Raw genomic sequence first — 17387 nt, forward strand, 5'->3', positions numbered from 1 at the left:
ACACAAGAAATGTGGCGAAAAAGCGGCAGACCTGCTGTGACAGTGTGCAGGCCTATAACTTGATGGCAGAAATGAGACGGCCATAGTCGGCTTCATTTGCGTGTGTCGACCGGCGATAGGAATAGAATCTGTCCGGATCTGAATATGTGCAGTGACGAGTCCACTCTGCCTGACCGACACCAGCCTGCCGCAATTTATGGAGTCCGAATGCGGGCAGGTCGAACTGAAGCCTGTCGCCGTTTCCGTTGGCGAAAAACTGCAGGTTATCAGGAGAGTCAGCCACAAAATCATCCAGAAATTCCGGCCCGACCTCATAAGCCTTCTGCGAGATCGTCGGCCCAATGACCGCTGAAATGTTTGCGCGGTTGGCCCCCAAAGCCTCCATGGCGTCCAATGTTGCCTCAAGCACGCCATCCAGTGCGCCACGCCATCCGGCATGGGCCGCGCCGATCACGTTTGCGTGTGTGTCGGCGAAAAGAACCGGCTGGCAATCTGCTGTGAGAATCGTCAGCGCTAGGCCGGGAGATGCCGTAACGACCGCGTCAGCCTTTGGCTTTTCACCATTGATCGGGCCATCGACGGTTATGACAGTAGGGGAATGCACCTGGTGGACGCCGATCAGCGAATCCGGCGCAACATCCATCGCATCAGCCACACGATTGCGATTTATAGTGACGGCTTCGGTTTGGTCGGAAGATCCGTAACCGCAATTCAGGCCCGCAAACACCCCGGACGAAGCCCCGCCGCGTCGGCTAAAGAACCCGTGACGAACGGGTGACAACATATCCGAGGTTAGAATTTCCAATGTCATGGTTCCAGTCCCGGTGGCGGCGAAGAGGGGGAAGGGTACAGGCCCAGCACTTTGAACAGGTTTCCCATTTCCTCGGGGTGCGTCAACCGGCGATGTGCGGCAACCAGCGTATCAAGCTCGGACCCGCCGAGCGGCGCGGCCAGCGCTTGCGCGCGGGCGGTGATTCCCAAGCGCTCTAGGAAAACGCCTTGCGGCGTCAGGCGTGTGTAAGCGCACCCTGCTGCCCGTGTGGCCAAAGCAAGGGGCTCAAAATCAACATGGGCCGTCAAATCCGACCGACCTGGCGATTCTAATGGAGCGACGTGTTCATGCGCCTTCAAAGCCTGCAGTGTATCACCTAGCGAATGCCAATCCCCGTAATCCACGATCAGACCGGCGCCACCGTGAGTCGCGATTCGGCCCGCAATAACGGTAATGATCGGGATAGCCGCAGCACAGATTTCGACAAGGTCACCATCTTTGGTGTCCTCCAGTCGCCCCTTCAGCGCGATCTGCGTGGCGTGCGGACCCAGCCCAAAGGCGAGCTCCCGGTTTTCCGCTCCAACCAAACGTTCGCGCCACCCGTCGCCATCTCTTAGAAACTGGCGGATGGGCAAGGCATCGAAAAACTCGTTGGCGACCAGAAGCAAAGGCGCTTCGGGTAAATCCGAGATCGAATCAATCCAGCTCGGAGCGTAGTCTTTCAAGTTCGCGGCCTGAATATCTCGCAGGGTAGGTGATGCCTCGAACAGCACCACTTGGGCGGCATTATGAAAGCCCGGCACATTGCGCGTGGCACGAAGAATATCGGCCATAAGCGTTCCACGACCCGGACCAAGTTCCGCTAAAACAAAGTGATCGGGGTGGCCTTGATCCAGCCAGCTTTGGGCAAGGCTCAAACCAACCAGTTCTCCGAACATCTGGCTGATTTCGGGCGCAGTTACAAAGTCACCTTGTGCGCCCAGTGGATCGCGGTTGGTGTAGTAACCGTACTCTGGGTGCAAAAGGCATTCTGCCATGTAATCGGCCACACTCATCGGGCCGTCTTGGGCTATGCGCTCCAGCAGATGATCGGTCAGGGTCATGATGTTGATCTTGCCCGCAAGGCAAACCACAGGCCAAGGGCAATCATAGGTACTGACAGTAGTTGCCCCATAGTCAGGCCATAACCGCCTATATGCCAGGCCAGTCCCAGTGGGTTACCGGCCGAGATAAACTGTGCGTCCGGCTGGCGGAAGAATTCGACGATGAATCGAGAGGCACCATAACCTGCAAGAAATATGCCCATGATGAAGCCCGGTTTCTGAAGAGCTTTGCGTCGATACACCAACCACAAAAGCAGGGCGCCCAGCAGAAGACCCTCCAAGGCGGCCTCGTACAGCTGTGAAGGGTGGCGCGCGCACATGCCAGCCAGGACACCTGGGCAATCCTGAGCTGCTGAGCCGGGGAAAATCACTGCCCAAGGCAGTTCGCTTGGTCGCCCCCAAAGTTCGGCGTTGATGAAATTCGCCAGCCGTCCCAACAGCAACCCTGGTGGTACTGTATGCGCGATAAGGTCTGCCATCGAGAGAACTGGGACTTGGTGGCGCCGCGCATATAAGTATGAAGCGATGACGACACCCAAAAGGCCGCCGTGGAACGCCATCCCACCCTGCCACACCTTTAGAATCTCGGCAGGGTTCGCAAGATAGTACGCAGGTTGGTAGAACAGGACAAACCCGAGCCGACCACCCAAAATCACCCCGAGGATGATCCAAGTGATCAGGTCCTCCAGTTGTTCTGGTTTCATCGGCGGCGTTTTGTCTGGCCAAAGCGCAGGGCGTTTCAACGCCATCACCCCCATGCGCCACGCGATTAAGATGCCGGCGATATATGCCAGTGCATACCACCTGAGGGCGAATTCCATCCCGAACAATGAGATCGAGAACAATTCGGGCGACATATCGGGAAAATTCAGAACAGCCTGCATGTGCGTCTCATTGCCCGGGGTTTACCGGGCAAGTCAACCTTGAGCCCGGACCAATCTTTACCCATATAGAGACCAACCGCGATATCGGAGTAAAGCCATGCAAACCCGCAACAAGATTCTCGACGACGTTTCCCAGCTTATGACCAATGCCATGGGCGTAGCACAGGGCGCGCGGGAAGAGGCCGAGAATGCGATGAAGTCGATGATTGATCGTTGGCTTGCTGACCGTGATTTCGTAACGCGCGAGGAATTCGACGCTGTTCGGGCGATGGCTCAGAAGGCACGAGAAGAGAACGCAGCACTTGAATCACGCATTGCTGCACTTGAAGCCAAACTGGACAAGTAACGCGCATTCTCAGAATTTTCGAAAAAAGCCATGCGCCGCGCAATCCAAAGACGGGTTGTGCGGTGTTGTGTATCTTGCCGCCTTGCGAAATTTAATCAAGGCAAAGCTGCGGGCGATGCCAATATTTTGATCGCCGTTGCTATTCGTCCACAACTTATTGCTGTTATCCCCAATAAATAGGGTTGCCAGAAGTGTGTGGGCATCGCACCATATTTAGTACAGGCCTATGGGGGAAGCCCGGTTTGTAGAGCAGGCAACTAGCGCTGGGGCGCTGCCAGCCCCAAAATGCTAGAAAATAGTGAGGTGGTATTATGGCCCTTTCCGAGCAGTTTCTCGAAGAAGACCTTCATCCAATCGATATTGTTGAACATCTTGCCGAACACCACGACTGGGACTTTGACCGGATCGGGGATGACCAGATCGCAATGGCTGTCGAAGGGCAGTGGCGGACATACTCGATTACTCTGGCCTGGTCGAACTATGACGAAACCCTGCGGATGGTTTGTTCCTTTGAAATGGAGCCTCCGTCCGAACGCGAAACACAGCTGTATGAGCTGCTGAACAAGATGAACGACCAGTGCTGGGCCGGTGCGTTTACCTACTGGGCCAACCAAAAGCTGATGGTCTATCGCTATGGTCTGGTTCTGGCCGGTGGCCAGACGGCCAGCCCCGAGCAGATAGATACTTTGATCAACGCGGCGGTACTGAGCGCCGAGCGCTTCTACCCGGCAATCCAATTGGTAACGTGGGGCAACCGTACCCCTGAAGATGCAATGCAAGTCGCCATTGCAGAGGCCTACGGCCGCGCGTAAAGCTTTGCCCCAAGCCGAATAAGGGGAGGGGCAATCATGGACATGTCACGCGTCGCCGAGCAGGGGCTGGTTCTTCTGGGATGCGGCAAGATGGGATCGGCCATGCTCGCTGGATGGTTGGAGCATGGCCTTCCTGCGTCATCCGTCTGGGTGATCGACCCGTACCCCTCGGATTGGTTGAAGACGCTGGGCGTCAATATCAACACTCCGTTGCCAGAAGCTCCCGCAGTGGTGTTGGTCGCCGTCAAGCCGCAGATGATGGGCGAAGCACTACCTGCTATCAAAGCGCTGGGTGGCGGAGGCAGCCTGTTTGTTTCCGTCGCGGCGGGCACTTCCATTGCCACGTTCGAATCTGTTTTAGGCGAAGGCACGCCGATCGTGCGCGCGATGCCGAACACGCCGGCTGCGATCCGCCAGGGAGTCACGGCTTTGATCGGGAACTCATTTGCCTCGGACGCAGACGTCGTGCTGGCAGAAAATCTGCTTTCGGCGATTGGAGAAACCGTCCTTCTTGAAGACGAAGCGCAAATGGACGCCGTCACTGGTCTTAGCGGTTCTGGCCCGGCCTATGTCTTTCATTTGATCGAAACGCTGGCCGCTGCGGGTCAGGCGCAGGGGTTACCCCATGAGCTGGCGATGAAGCTGGCCAAGTCTACCGTTGCCGGGGCAGGTGCCTTGGCGATGGCGGCCGAGGAAGATCCTTCTCAACTGCGTATCAACGTGACTTCGCCAAATGGCACCACGCAGGCCGCGCTTGAGGTGTTGATGCACGAGGAGGAGGGCTTCCCCGACTTGCTGCACCGGGCCGTCAAGGCCGCAACTGACCGATCCAAGGAGCTTTCCCGTGAGTGAGATAACGTTCGACGAATTCCTCAAGGTCGATATCCGCGTAGGTGAGGTGACCCGCGCCGAACCCTATCCCGAAGCTCGCAAGCCCGCCATCAAGATGTGGATCGACTTTGGCGATGAAATTGGTGAGCGAAAGACCTCGGCGCAAGTCACGGCGCATTACGTCCCGGCGACGCTGGTGGGGAAGCAGGTTATGGCCGTTGTGAATTTCCCTCCGCGCCAGATCGGCAAGTTCATGTCCGAGGTTCTGGTGCTGGGTTTGCCCGATGAGAACGGGGAAATCGTCTTGATTGGCCCGGATGGTGAGGTTCCCATCGGCGGACGGATGCACTGATGAAACTTCTTATTGCCCGCCCGATGACAGAAGCCGTCGAGGCTCGTGCCCGAGCCGAGTTCGATGTCCAAATTCGCAGTGAAACGCTGCCGATGACCCGTGATGAGATGCTACTGGCGCTCAGAGATTTCGATGTGGTCGTGCCAACGTTGGGCGATCAGTTTTCATCTCAGGTGTTCGCCGACGTGCCCAATCCCCGCTGCAAATTGCTGGCGAATTTCGGCGTTGGCTACAATCATATCGACGTGGACGCGGCCCGCGCCGCCGGCATTGCCGTCACCAACACACCCGGCGCGGTGACCGATGCCACCGCCGACATCGCCATGACCTTGCTGCTTTCTACCGCCCGCCGCGCGGGAGAGGGCGAAAGGCTGGTCCGCGCTGGCGACTGGCAGGGCTGGCACCCGACGCAAATGCTGGGCCACCACGTCACCAGTAAGCGGGTCGGTATCGTCGGTATGGGCCGCATTGGTCAGGCCATCGCGCAACGGTGTCATTTCGGGTTCGGAATGCAAGTCGCGTACCAGTCGCGCAGCCCGAAAGATTTGGACTTTCCTGCCGTGTACACCAGCGATCTGAAGGCATTGGCCGGATCTGTCGATTTCCTGATCCTTGCCGTCCCCGGTGGTGTCGAAACACGCCACCTGATCGACGCTTTGGTTCTTGGGGCGATGAACCCTTCGGCCATTCTGATAAATATCGCGCGTGGGGAGGTCGTTGACGAAACCGCCCTGATTGCCGCGCTGCAATCGGGTGAGATCGCAGGCGCAGGGCTGGATGTCTACGAATTTGAACCCAACGTTCCTCAAGCTCTGCGCGACATGCAAAACGTGACCCTTCTGCCCCATCTGGGCACAGCTACCGAGGAAGTGCGCACCGATATGGGGCACATGGCCCTCGACAACGTCGCTGCCTTTGTTGCGGGGCGCCCGTTGCCTAACCCCGTCTAGCTTCCGACTGCTTCGCGCCAGTGTTTGCGGCAGAGGGAAACATACGTTTCATTCCCGCCGATCTGAACCTGCGCACCCTCGGTGATGGCATTGCCGTTCTCATCCTGTCGAATCACCATGGTCGCCTTGCGGCCGCACTTGCAGATGGTTCGGACTTCTCGCATTTCATCAGCCAGTGCCAAAAGCGCAGCTGATCCCGGGAAAAGGCGGCCCTGAAAATCCACCCGCAAACCGTAGGCCAACACTGGTACGGACAGGTCATCCACCGCTCGAGCCAACTGCCAGACCTGATCTTCGGTCAGAAACTGGGCCTCGTCGACGAAAACGCAGGCAATTTTGCCTTGGCTCAGACGTTGTTCGATCATGGTGAATACGTCGTCTTTGGCCGAGAACGTTTTGGCGTCGGCGGCAATGCCGATCCGGGACGCGATCTTGCCAACACCTGCACGCCCATCAAGGGCTGCAGTCATCAGAAAAGTGTCCATGCCGCTCTCACGGTAGTTGTGAGACGCCTGCAGCAACGCGGTCGATTTGCCGGCGTTCATGGTCGAATAATTGAAATACAGTTTTGCCATGCGCCCGGGTCTAAATGCCCGGTCCGGCCTGAGCAAGGTCTCAAAACAGGGAAAATAAATGACGTCGCCGTTGTCGTTGCAGAGGCAGAGCGTACGCTCAGTGGGGATGGAACCCCTGCGCTCACAACAGCGACGCCGTAGGCCAACAAGCGGCCTTCACCAAACGAGGTTAATATTCTGCCTCGCAAACACTCACTACCGGCCGGAACTGCCGCCACTCACTCACAAAACCCCTGCATATCTGAGGGATAGCCAACATATGCCATTTCAATTATGACTCGAGTATGGGAAATTTTTATTCCCTTTCCCCCGCAGTGGCAGATCTTGTGGGTAAGGCAGGCAGAAAAGGTAAAAACATGGCAGATATCGGGGCCTATCTGAAAAAGCACACCGAAGCATTGGTTAAAGACGTTGGAATCGAGTCCGCTTGCGAGATTACAGGAAAGTCTAAGGCGACACTCGGCCGTTACTATTCAGACAATGCGGAACACGCTGACCGGTTTATGCCGGTGGATGCCGTCGCACGACTTGAGGCTGTTTCAAATTTCCCTCATGTCACCTCAGCGCTGGCTGACCTCAAGAACATCACTCTGTCTTATGACGGTCGCAATTCCGACAAGCCACGAACCGGTGGAGTGAACTCTGACGTTATCGCGCTAAGCCAGCGGTTTGCGATGCTGATGACCGAATACCAGGCCGCTATCGAAGACGGTATTATCACTGTAAACGAGGCCAAGCGTCTGCTGAAAGAAACAAGCTTGTTGCAGCAGGTGTTGATTGAAATGAAGCTGCATCTAGAAGAAGAAAGCGTCAGCTGAGCCAAAAGGTTTCAACGCATTTGCCCTACTGGGAGGAGCGTAGGTCCTAAGATTTGGAGTTGCTTTGGTTCGACACGACCTTGGCGTTCCAGGCATCGTTTTCAGCAACCATGTCTTGGTCTGGCTCTGGCAGCGAGCCTATTCGATCAGCGAAACTGCAAGCGTATCTGTGGTTGATTTGCAGGGTAGGTGGGGCAATCTCTGGGTCGTCAAGCGTTCCGGTCGCGATTTCAATTTCGTCATCATCGAAATTTTCCAAGCTCAAAGGTGTTCCGCAGTCGCCGCAAAACCCACGTTGACTTATGTTCGAGCTGGCAAACAAGCGCCGTTTTCCGGATATCCATTCTAAGCCGTTCGCAATGACCAGCGGCGCATAGAACGCTCCAAAGGCGCGCTGGCACATGCGACAGTGGCAAATTGAGGAACGGCCTAAGGATGCAATACGGTATCGTACCGCGCCGCATTGGCATCCTCCGGTTATGGACGTTTCCTTTTGCATGAATCCATGATTGCATCCGAAACTACGGCGCGTCCACATGAGAAGGCCTAACGTTTAACGCGCCAAGCCTTCAAAATGCTGTGTGCGAAAGTCGCCCTAGCGATGTTGCAGAAGGTTCTTGGGCTTTAGTCGTGCCGCTTTACGATCACGGATCCGACTGAATAGCCCGCGCCGAACGAGCAGATCAGACCAACATCCCCGTCCGCCAAATCATCGGAATACTTAGAGAATGCGATGATCGATCCGGCTGAGGACGTGTTTGCGTAGTCCTGCAGGATGTTGGGCTGCTCACCGGCCTCAGGTTCACGACCTAGAACTTTCTTCCCAATGAAATCGTTCATTGTTTTATTGGCTTGGTGTAGCCAAAGGCGTTTCAGGTCGTCGCTGGCAATGCCCTCAGCCTCCATGTGGTCGGCAATGTGCTTGCTGACCATAGGAAGCACTTCTTTGAACACTTTGCGGCCGTTCTGCATAAACTGCATGTCACGGCGGTCAACTACGCCATCCGGGCGTGATCGACGCAGGAAGCCATTGTTGTTTCTGATGTTGTTCGAAAAAGACGTGGCGCAACGGGTTGAAAGAACCTCGAAGTACGGCCCTGTGGCTTCTTCTTTTCGTTCGATAAGCGTCGCTGTGGCGACATCGCCGAAAATGAAATGGCAGTCTCGGTCGCGCCATTCCAAATGCCCCGAGCAAATTTCAGGATTTACTACGAGCGCAGACCGGACCGAGCCTGAGCGGATCATGTCTGCCGCCGCCTGGATGCCAAATGTTGCCGAAGAGCAGGCGACATTCATGTCGAAACCAAAACCGTTGATCCCCAGAGCTTGCTGAATCTCAATTGCAATCGCCGGGTATGCCCGTTCGTGGTTCGAGGCGGCGCAGATCACAAGATCTACGTCTTCGGCATTGCGACCCGCTTGGGCCAGCGCTTTTTTGCATGCGTCCACAGCCATCTCAGTCATGATGCCGGGCTCATCATCGCTTCGCTGGCGCAGCAAGGGGTGCATCACGTCCGGGTCCAGAACACCGGACTTATCCATCACATAACGGTTTTCGATGCCAGAAGCCTTGAGGATGAATGCCTCAGATGAATGCTGCATTGGCTCCATCTCACCAGCCGCGATCGCGTCGGCATTCGCAGCGTTCTGCTTGTCGGCGTAGGCGTTGAAAGCGGCAACAAGCTCGGCATTGGTGATGATGTTCTCGGGGGTGAAAACACCTGTGCCGGTGATAGCGGGCGTGTACATGGCTGGTCCTGGACGTTTCGAGTTTGCCTAAAATGCAGCCACAACTGGTTTTGATCAAGAGAGGATGACCTAACGGAATATGGGTAGTTAGGTCAAATTCAACTTCACATCTTGAATAGTTCAGAAAGTGAAGTATATGACGCGTCTGACGTGTGCGGAGCGCTCATATGCAAGACGATATCAGCACCAGACTTGGCCGACTAAGCCCCGAGATCCAAGCGATCATGGGGGTGTATGCGCTATACTGGAAACTCGAAGAAACCTTTGACTGTATAGAAACAGACCTGAGCCATCAGGAATGTCACATGCTGATCAAACTGGATCAGCCTAAGCGCATGGGTGTTCTGGCCGCCGATATGCTGAGCGTGCCGTCAACAATCACTGCTACGGCCGATAACCTTGAGAAGTCAGGGTTACTGACCCGACAGCGTGATCCTGATGATCGTCGTGCTTGGCTCTTGGTTCTGACTGAGCAGGGCGAAGAAGCGCGCAACATGCTGGTCTCTGAGGCCGGTGACCTGTTCCACCGCGCGTCTGGGTTGGATGCGGATGAGACCGCTGAATTTGCGCGGCTGGCGCGCAAAATACGAGACAACATTCTAAAAACCGGAATTCCCGAGGGATTGAAGAAATGAAGCTCTTCTCTGTTCTGAGCCTTGCTCTGACCGTGCTTGCAACATCTGTTGTTGCAAATGATGCCGTGAAACCTGTGAAACTGATGCTGGTACAGGAAACCTCGCCCGGGTTTTCTCGCCAGTTCTTTGGCCGAGTGGCTGCGCGCCAAACGGTTGATCTGGCCTTTCAGGTGTCTGGCCAGATTGTGGAATTGCCCGTGACCGAAGGTTTCGTGATCCCCAAAGGTGAAATCATCGCCCAATTGGATCAGGAACCCTTTCAGCGCCGTTATGAAAGAGCCGTTCTTCAAAGAGACCAAGCGGACCGTACCCTTGCCCGGTTGTCCCGTTTGCGTGGAACAACGGCAAGCCAAGTGGCCGTTGATGATGCGGAAACGGCTGCGCAGCTGGCCGAGATTGCCGTTCGCGACGCGGAGTACGATCTAGAGCACGCAACCCTTACCGCGCCCTTTGACGCCTTGGTTTCCAGCCGCACGGTCGAGTCCTTTACGACCGTTTCGGCCGGGGCGCCAATTGTGCGTATCCACGATATGTCGGAGCTGCGGATCGAGGTCGACGTCCCTGAAATTCTGTTCCAGCGTTCCGGACAACAAGATGACATAACGATCACAGCTAAATTCCCGGTCAGTGATGAAGTGTTCCCGCTCCAAATCCGGGAATTTGACGCGGAATCATCAAGCGTAGGGCAGACCTTCCGCATTCAGTTTGGCCTGACACCGCCCGAGGGGCTTCAAATCTTGCCGGGATCGTCGGTTACGGTGAATGTTAAGGTTCAGGACAATAAAACCGGAATTGTCATTCCGGCAACTGCAATTGTCGCAGACGCCCAAGGTGAAATCGGTGTGATGGTGTTTTCACCGGTCGGTGCCGACGAAGGCACAGTTCGTCGCGTTCCAGTCACGATCGAGCCCACGCAGACAGGAGACGTCCGTGTTCTGAGCGGTTTGTCGGACGGTGATGAGATCGTCGTGGCGGGCGGAGCGGCCTTGACCGATGGTCAGACTGTCAGCCGCTTTGCCAACTTCGCGAACTGAGGAGCCGACAGATGAACATCGCGCGCGCCTCTATCGACCGCCCGATCTATTCGTGGCTGGTTATCTTGATCGCTTTGTTTGGCGGCATTTGGGGATTCATGTCATTGGGTCGCCTCGAAGACCCGGCATTCACAATCAAAAACGCCGTGATCGCGACCCAATATCCGGGTGCCACGGCCGAGCAGGTGGCTTTGGAAGTTTCTGAGCCACTGGAATCCGCGATCCAGCAATTGGGTGAGGTCGACAAGATTACCTCGGTCAACCAACCCGGTTTTTCGTTGATCGAAGTCGAAATCAAATCCACCTATGACGGCAGTGAACTCCCTGAAATCTGGACTAAGCTGCGTGCCAAAATACGCGACGCCGCGCGCGCTCTGCCGCCCGGAGTAGATCAGCCTATCGTTAACGACGGGTTCGGTGACGTATTCGGGTTGTTCTACGCTGTAACTGCAGATGGTTTTTCGGATGCCGAAAAGCATGAGTTGGCCACTTTCCTGCGGCGCGAGTTGCTGACCGTGGATGGTGTGGCCGATGTGGAGGTCATGGGCCTACCGGAAGAGGCGATCTTTGTAGAGCCTGACCTCGCTATATCCGTAAACCAGAACGTACCTTTACAGGCTATCAACGATGCCATCGCTAACGCGGATTCCGTGAACGCGTCCGGCTCTGTCCGATCTGAGAATGACCGTACATCAATTCTGACGGCTGAGGGTTCGGACAGTGTTTCCGCGATTGCAGGTTTGTCGGTTGGCTCTCAGGGGCAGGTCATCAACTTGTTTGACATGTCGGACGTGTATCGCGGCCGCCAGACTGATCCTGATGTGATCATTCGCTTCAATGGCAGCGAAGCGTTCACTTTGGGCATCGCGGGATTGTCCACAGAGAACATCGTTGAGGTCGGCAAACGCGCAGACGCCAAATTCGCCGAGTTGGATGTGCAGATACCTTTTGGTGTGGAAATCCTGCCTATCTACCAGCAGCATGTCGTGGTCGAGCAGGCCTCAAATGACTTTCTGGTCAACTTGGCAATGTCAGTTGCTATTGTGGTGGCCGTCCTCGCCATATTCATGGGTTGGCGCGCGGCGATTGTTGTTGGATCAACGCTGCTGCTGACCGTGGTCGGCACGTTGTTGTTCATGTCCATCTTCTCGATTGAGATGGAGCGCATCTCACTGGGTGCTTTGATCATCGCAATGGGGATGCTGGTCGATAACGCTATCGTGGTGGCCGAGGGTATGCAGATTGCCATGTTGCGCGGTAAGGACTCTCGTCACGCGGCCGAAGAGGCTGCGTCGAAAACGCAGATTCCATTGTTGGGCGCTACAGTTATCGGGATCATGGCATTTGCTGGCATTGGTCTAAGCCCTGATGCGACAGGTGAATTCCTGTTCTCGCTCTTCGCCGTTATTGGTATCTCGTTGCTGCTCAGCTGGGTCTTGGCGCTTACGGTCACGCCGCTGTTGGGCCACTACTTCTTCAAGCAAGGTAAAGAAGGTGCCGTGGATGCGTATGGCGGACCGATGTTCCGTATTTACGGCAGTATCCTGCGCTGGGCGCTTCGTTTCCGTTGGCTCGTGATCGCTGGATTGCTGGGGATTACGGTCGCATGTTTTGCAGGGTTTGGTCTGGTAAAGCAGCAGTTCTTTCCGGATTCGAATACGCCACTGTTTTTCGTGCATTACAATCTGCCACAAGGCACGCCCATCGCGCGTACTGCAGAAGACATGGCAGTGTTCGAAGAGTGGTTGGCTGAACGTGATGATGTTGTCTCAGTCGCCACCTTTGTGGGGCAGGGCGCGACCAGATTCTTGCTGACTTATTCCGCGGAAAAACCGAACCCAAGTTACGGTCACATGATTATCCGCACGGAAACCTTGGACGATATTCCAAAGTTGCAGGCTGAGCTTGAAGCTTTTGGCTCCGCGCAGTTCCCTGAAGGTCAGTTCCGCACCAAGCGCCTGATCTTTGGCCCGGGCGGCGGTGATCCGATCCAGGCGCGGTTCTCAGGTAGCGATCCGGCTGTCTTGCGTGAATTGGCTGATGAAGCTGTTCTTAAAATGCGTGACGCATCGCCAAACGCGCTGAATGTCTACCATGACTGGCGTGAGCAGGAGCTGGCCGTTCAGCCGATCTATGCGACCGAGCGCGCTCAGACTGCCGGTGTAACCCGTGAGGATATCGCCGCGACACTGCAATTCTCGACCGATGGTATTAACGGTGGGGTGTTCCGCGAACGAGATCGACTGATCCCAATCATCCTGCGGCGTCCAGCCGACGGAGATTATTCGATTGTGGATCAGGTCGTGTACTCTGATCAGTCGCAGAAATTCGTGCCAATTGAGCAAATGGTTGATGGGTTCGAATACAAATCCCTGAACTCGCTTGTACACCGTCGCAATCGCGTATTGACCATAACAGTCGGCGCCGACATCCCGCCGGGCATGACCGCAGCCCAAGTTCACTCCGAAGTTCGACAGGCCATCGAGGAGATCGAGTTGCCTGCCGGTTATCGTATGGAGTGGGGGGGCGAATACGAAAACGCCGGCGACGCCAACGAAAGCTTGGGACGACAGCTGCCTCTGAGCCTGCTGATCATGGTGCTGATTTCCGTTCTGATCTTTAATGCGATACGCCAACCGATCATCATCTGGCTCTTGGTGCCTATGTCCGTGAACGGCGTTGTGATCGGCCTGCTTGGTACAGGTTTGCCGTTTACCTTTACGGCTTTGCTGGGCTTGCTGAGCCTGTCCGGGATGTTGATTAAGAACGGTATCGTTCTTGTTGAGGAAATCGATTTGGTTCGTGAAGCCGGTAAGGGCCTGCACGAGGCAATTGTCGAGGCTTCGATCTCGCGTCTCCGCCCGGTTATGTTGGCCGCCATCACCACGATTCTCGGCATGGCTCCTTTGCTAACGGACGCCTTTTTCCGGTCCATGGCGGTGACGATTATGGGTGGGTTGGCATTTGCCACGGTCCTTACGATGGTCGCTGCGCCAGTGTTCTACATGGTGTTCTTCCAACGGGAAGAAAGGCGAAAATCGGCACCTGAGCCAGTTGTCTAAACGAAAAACCCCCGGTCAAGGACCGGGGGTTTTGCTTTGTTTCCTGTGGGGTGTATCAGCCTTGCAGCGATTTCACCTCAACATCTCCTTCGGCTTGCGCCTTGATCGCCAGAGCCGCCGCATGGCTGGCTGCAGCAGTGGTGAAATATGGAATCTTGTCATACAGCGCGATCGAGCGGATTGACTTGCTGTCTTCCACTGCTTGCGCACCCTCGGTGGTGTTCATCAGCAACTGAACCTGGCCGTCTTTGAGCATGTCAACAACGTCAGGGCGGCCCTCGTATACCTTGTTGACGACGTCGCAGGGTACGCCCTTTTCCGCCAGCCAGCTTTGAGTGCCGCGCGTCGCGACCAGCGTGAAGCCCTGTTCGACCAGAACCTGCGCCGCCTCAAGCATTGCGGCGGTCTTATCTGCATCCTTGATCGAAATGAACGCACGGCCAGAGGACGGTAGCACCATGCCTGCACCCATCTGTGCCTTAAGGAAGGCACGCGGGAAGTCGCGGTCCCATCCCATCACTTCGCCGGTCGAGCGCATTTCCGGACCCAAGATTGTATCAACGCCGGGGAAACGGGCGAAGGGCAACACGGCCTCTTTCACCGAGAACCAAGGCATGTCCGGATCTGCAAGTGTCATCTGATCGGCGATCTTGGAGTCGTCCACTGTCTTGTAGGGCGGGCGTTTCGGGAAATTCGCCAGTTTTTCGCCTGCCATAATGCGCGCAGCGATCGAGGCAATCGCGCTGTCGGTCGCCTTGGCGACGAACGGCACGGTGCGCGACGCACGGGGGTTTACCTCGATCAGGTAGATTTCGTCATCTTTGATCGCGAACTGCACGTTCATCAGGCCAACGACGTTAAGTGCCTTGGCCAGTTTGAACGCCTGATCCTTGATCTGCTCGAGGATCCCTTTCGACAGCGAGTAAGGCGGCAGTGAACAGGCCGAGTCGCCTGAGTGGACGCCAGCTTCTTCGATGTGCTGCATGATGCCTGCAACGTGTACGTCAGTGCCATCGCACAGCGCGTCAACGTCCAGCTCAACAGCGCCTGCAAGATAGCTGTCCAGCAGAACCGGGCTGTCACCCGAAACCACAACGGCCTCGTTGATGTAGCGTTTCAGCTGATCCATATCGCGTACGATTTCCATCGCGCGACCACCCAGAACGTAGGAGGGACGGATGACCAGCGGGAAACCGATCTCTTCAGCGATTTCCAGCGCCTGCTCATCGGTCGAGGCGATGCCGTTTTTCGGCTGTTTCAGGCCCAGCTCGTTGACCAGCGCCTGAAAGCGTTCACGGTCTTCGGCTAGGTCGATGGCGTCTGGAGTGGTGCCGAGGATCGGGATACCTTCTGCCTCTAGCGCGTTCGCCAGTTTCAGCGGGGTCTGGCCGCCGAACTGAACGATCACACCGTGCAGCGTTCCGTTTTCCTGTTCCTTCGTCAGGATTTCCATAACGTGTTCGAAGGTAAGCGGCTCGAAGTACAAGCGGTCCGAGGTGTCATAGTCGGTCGAAACTGTCTCGGGGTTACAGTTGACCATGATGGTCTCGTACCCGGCCTCGGTCAGCGCAAAACAGGCGTGACAGCAGCAATAGTCGAACTCGATACCCTGACCGATCCGGTTCGGGCCACCGCCGAGGATCACAACCTTCTTACGGTCGCTCGGGCGTGCCTCACACTCGACCTCGCCCATCATCGGGGCTTCGTAGGTCGAATACATGTAAGGCGTCTGCGCTTCGAACTCAGCAGCGCAGGTGTCGATACGCTTGAACACGGCCTTCACACCCAGATTACGGCGGGCACGGCGGACATTGTCTTCGTCACGACCGGTCAGGTTACCCAGACGCGCGTCCGTGAAGCCCAGCATTTTCAGCTTGCGGATGCCTTCCTCGGTCACCGGCAGGCCGTCTTTGCGCACTTGGCGCTCGGCATCGATGACCTCGCGGATGCGAGCCAGGAACCAAGGGTCGAACTTGGTGACGCCGAAGATTTCATCGTCACTCAGACCGTGACGCATAGCTTGCGCGATCGTGCGTAGACGGTCGGGGGTCTGCTGGCTGATCGCTTTGATCACGGCGGCTTTGTCATCGGCTTCTTCCCAGACACCGACATTGAGGCCGGGGATTTCGATCTCATCAAAGCCGGTCAGGCCCGATTCCATCGAGGCCAGCGCCTTTTGCATCGATTCGTGGATGGTGCGACCGATGGACATGGCCTCACCCACCGACTTCATTGCGGTGGTCAAGTAGGGTTCGGAACCCGGGAATTTCTCGAAGGCGAATTTGGGGATCTTGGTGACGACATAGTCGATGGTCGGCTCGAATGAGGCCGGCGTGACCTTGGTGATGTCATTGTCTAGCTCGTCTAGCGTGTAACCCACGGCCAGTTTTGCGGCGATCTTGGCAATCGGGAAACCTGTCGCCTTGGAGGCCAGCGCCGAGGACCGCGAAACGCGCGGGTTCATCTCGATCACGACCATGCGACCATCATCGGGGTTGATCGCCCACTGTACGTTCGAACCACCAGTTTCTACCCCGATCTCGCGCAGTACGGCGATCGAGCCATTACGCATGATTTGGTATTCTTTGTCGGTCAGCGTCAGAGCAGGGGCTACGGTGATCGAGTCACCGGTGTGCACGCCCATCGGATCAACGTTTTCGATGGAGCATACGATGATGGCGTTGTCGGCGGTGTCGCGCACCACTTCCATCTCGTACTCTTTCCAACCCAGCAGGCTTTCATCGACGAGGATCTGGTTTACTGGCGAAGCATCCATGCCCGAGCGGCAAAAATGGATGTAATCCTCGCGGTTATAGGCCACACCACCGCCGGTGCCGCCCAGAGTAAAGGCGGGGCGGATGATCGCCGGGAGGCCGATCTCTTCCAGCTCATCCAGGGCCATCTGCACGCCCGCATCCAGATCGGTCGATCCGTCCTCGCGCTTGGGTGCGGTCACGATGGTTGCTTTGGGGTTCTCAAGACCAAGACGGTCCATCGCCTCGCGGAACAGGGCTCGGTCTTCGGCCATTTCGATGGCGTCGCGCTTGGCGCCGATCATCTCAACGCCGAATTCGTCCAGCACACCCATCTCTTCCAAAGCCAGCGAGGTGTTTAGGCCGGTCTGTCCGCCCATGGTTGGCAGCAAGGCGTCGGGGCGTTCTTTCTCGATGATCTTAGCGACAACTTCAGGCGTGATCGGCTCGATGTAAGTGGCATCCGCCAGACCGGGGTCTGTCATGATCGTGGCCGGGTTTGAGTTCACCAGAATGACCCGGTAACCTTCTTCGCGCAGGGCTTTACACGCCTGAGCACCGGAATAGTCGAACTCACAGGCCTGACCGATAACAATGGGGCCCGCCCCGATGATCATGATCGACTTGATGTCGGTTCTTCTCGGCATGGCCTTGTTCCTTCGATTGTCCGCGAGTCAGGGCACCCCCCGAGTGCCCAAATTGTCCTGCGTT

The 17387-nt window shown here is 56.3% G+C and carries 16 protein-coding genes; 9 read left to right on the plus strand and 7 right to left on the minus strand.

Features of this window, described 5'->3' with window-relative positions:
* Positions 1–52: 52 nt before the first annotated feature.
* Genes pgeF through lgt form a run of 3 tightly spaced genes read right to left on the minus strand, consistent with a single transcriptional unit; the run spans position 53 to position 2759 of the window.
* Positions 53–811 (minus strand): peptidoglycan editing factor PgeF, encoded by a 759-nt coding sequence (gene pgeF, locus ACR0EO_RS08765; RefSeq protein ID WP_480688971.1) that lies wholly within the window; start codon positions 809–811, stop codon positions 53–55.
* A complete protein-coding gene (locus ACR0EO_RS08770) occupies positions 808–1875 on the minus strand; it encodes a class I SAM-dependent methyltransferase (RefSeq protein WP_480688973.1) in 1068 nt (355 codons plus the stop codon). The genes pgeF and ACR0EO_RS08770 overlap by 4 nt, the downstream gene beginning before the upstream one ends.
* Positions 1872–2759, minus strand: coding sequence for a prolipoprotein diacylglyceryl transferase (gene lgt, locus ACR0EO_RS08775; RefSeq protein WP_480688975.1), 888 nt, complete (start codon positions 2757–2759; stop codon positions 1872–1874). Before lgt ends, ACR0EO_RS08770 begins: the two co-directional genes overlap by 4 nt.
* Before the next feature lie 97 nt (positions 2760–2856).
* On the opposite strand from lgt, the gene ACR0EO_RS08780 reads away from it, so the two are divergent.
* From ACR0EO_RS08780 to ACR0EO_RS08800, 5 genes are all read left to right on the plus strand, one after another.
* A complete protein-coding gene (locus tag ACR0EO_RS08780; protein ID WP_037308471.1) occupies positions 2857–3105 on the plus strand; it encodes an accessory factor UbiK family protein in 249 nt (82 codons plus the stop codon).
* 311 nt (positions 3106–3416) lie between these two features.
* Positions 3417–3917: a type III secretion system chaperone family protein gene (locus tag ACR0EO_RS08785; protein WP_480688976.1), complete on the plus strand. Its 501-nt coding sequence runs from the start codon at positions 3417–3419 to the stop codon at positions 3915–3917.
* A 36-nt stretch (positions 3918–3953) separates the two neighbouring features.
* The gene (gene proC, locus ACR0EO_RS08790; protein WP_480688978.1) at positions 3954–4769 is read left to right on the plus strand and encodes a pyrroline-5-carboxylate reductase; all 816 of its coding nucleotides are present in this window, start codon (positions 3954–3956) and stop codon (positions 4767–4769) included.
* On the plus strand, positions 4762–5100 hold the full coding sequence (locus tag ACR0EO_RS08795) for a tRNA-binding protein (protein WP_480688980.1): 339 nt from the start codon (positions 4762–4764) through the stop codon (positions 5098–5100). Before proC ends, ACR0EO_RS08795 begins: the two co-directional genes overlap by 8 nt.
* The gene (locus ACR0EO_RS08800; protein WP_480688982.1) at positions 5100–6050 is read left to right on the plus strand and encodes a 2-hydroxyacid dehydrogenase; all 951 of its coding nucleotides are present in this window, start codon (positions 5100–5102) and stop codon (positions 6048–6050) included. Before ACR0EO_RS08795 ends, ACR0EO_RS08800 begins: the two co-directional genes overlap by 1 nt.
* On the opposite strand, the gene ACR0EO_RS08805 is transcribed toward ACR0EO_RS08800, so the two are convergent.
* Positions 6047–6625, minus strand: coding sequence for a thymidine kinase (locus ACR0EO_RS08805; protein WP_480688984.1), 579 nt, complete (start codon positions 6623–6625; stop codon positions 6047–6049). The genes ACR0EO_RS08800 and ACR0EO_RS08805 overlap by 4 nt on opposite strands.
* 356 nt (positions 6626–6981) lie before the next feature.
* On the opposite strand from ACR0EO_RS08805, the gene ACR0EO_RS08810 reads away from it, so the two are divergent.
* Positions 6982–7443, plus strand: coding sequence for a hypothetical protein (locus tag ACR0EO_RS08810; RefSeq protein ID WP_480688986.1), 462 nt, complete (start codon positions 6982–6984; stop codon positions 7441–7443).
* Positions 7444–7489: 46 nt separating this feature from the next.
* Here ACR0EO_RS08810 and ACR0EO_RS08815 read toward each other — a convergent pair whose 3' ends face one another.
* The gene (locus ACR0EO_RS08815) at positions 7490–7981 is read right to left on the minus strand and encodes a GFA family protein (RefSeq protein ID WP_480688988.1); all 492 of its coding nucleotides are present in this window, start codon (positions 7979–7981) and stop codon (positions 7490–7492) included.
* Between the two features lie 86 nt (positions 7982–8067).
* The gene (locus ACR0EO_RS08820; RefSeq protein ID WP_480688990.1) at positions 8068–9192 is read right to left on the minus strand and encodes a beta-ketoacyl-ACP synthase III; all 1125 of its coding nucleotides are present in this window, start codon (positions 9190–9192) and stop codon (positions 8068–8070) included.
* A 167-nt stretch (positions 9193–9359) separates the two neighbouring features.
* On the opposite strand from ACR0EO_RS08820, the gene ACR0EO_RS08825 reads away from it, so the two are divergent.
* Genes ACR0EO_RS08825 through ACR0EO_RS08835 form a run of 3 tightly spaced genes read left to right on the plus strand, consistent with a single transcriptional unit; the run spans position 9360 to position 13923 of the window.
* Positions 9360–9827 carry a MarR family winged helix-turn-helix transcriptional regulator gene (locus ACR0EO_RS08825; RefSeq protein WP_480688992.1) on the plus strand — a complete coding sequence of 156 codons (468 nt, stop codon included), beginning with the start codon at positions 9360–9362 and terminating at the stop codon, positions 9825–9827.
* Entirely contained in the window at positions 9824–10861 is a 1038-nt protein-coding gene (locus ACR0EO_RS08830) for an efflux RND transporter periplasmic adaptor subunit (RefSeq protein WP_480688993.1), read from the plus strand. Before ACR0EO_RS08825 ends, ACR0EO_RS08830 begins: the two co-directional genes overlap by 4 nt.
* Before the next feature lie 11 nt (positions 10862–10872).
* The gene (locus ACR0EO_RS08835) at positions 10873–13923 is read left to right on the plus strand and encodes an efflux RND transporter permease subunit (RefSeq protein WP_480688995.1); all 3051 of its coding nucleotides are present in this window, start codon (positions 10873–10875) and stop codon (positions 13921–13923) included.
* A gap of 55 nt (positions 13924–13978) precedes the next feature.
* Here the strand turns inward: ACR0EO_RS08835 and carB are convergent, their stop codons facing one another.
* On the minus strand, positions 13979–17323 hold the full coding sequence (carB, locus tag ACR0EO_RS08840) for a carbamoyl-phosphate synthase large subunit (RefSeq protein WP_480688997.1): 3345 nt from the start codon (positions 17321–17323) through the stop codon (positions 13979–13981).
* Positions 17324–17387 lie beyond the last annotated feature (64 nt).

The sequence above is a fragment of the Ruegeria sp. BE9 genome (assembly GCF_056538765.1).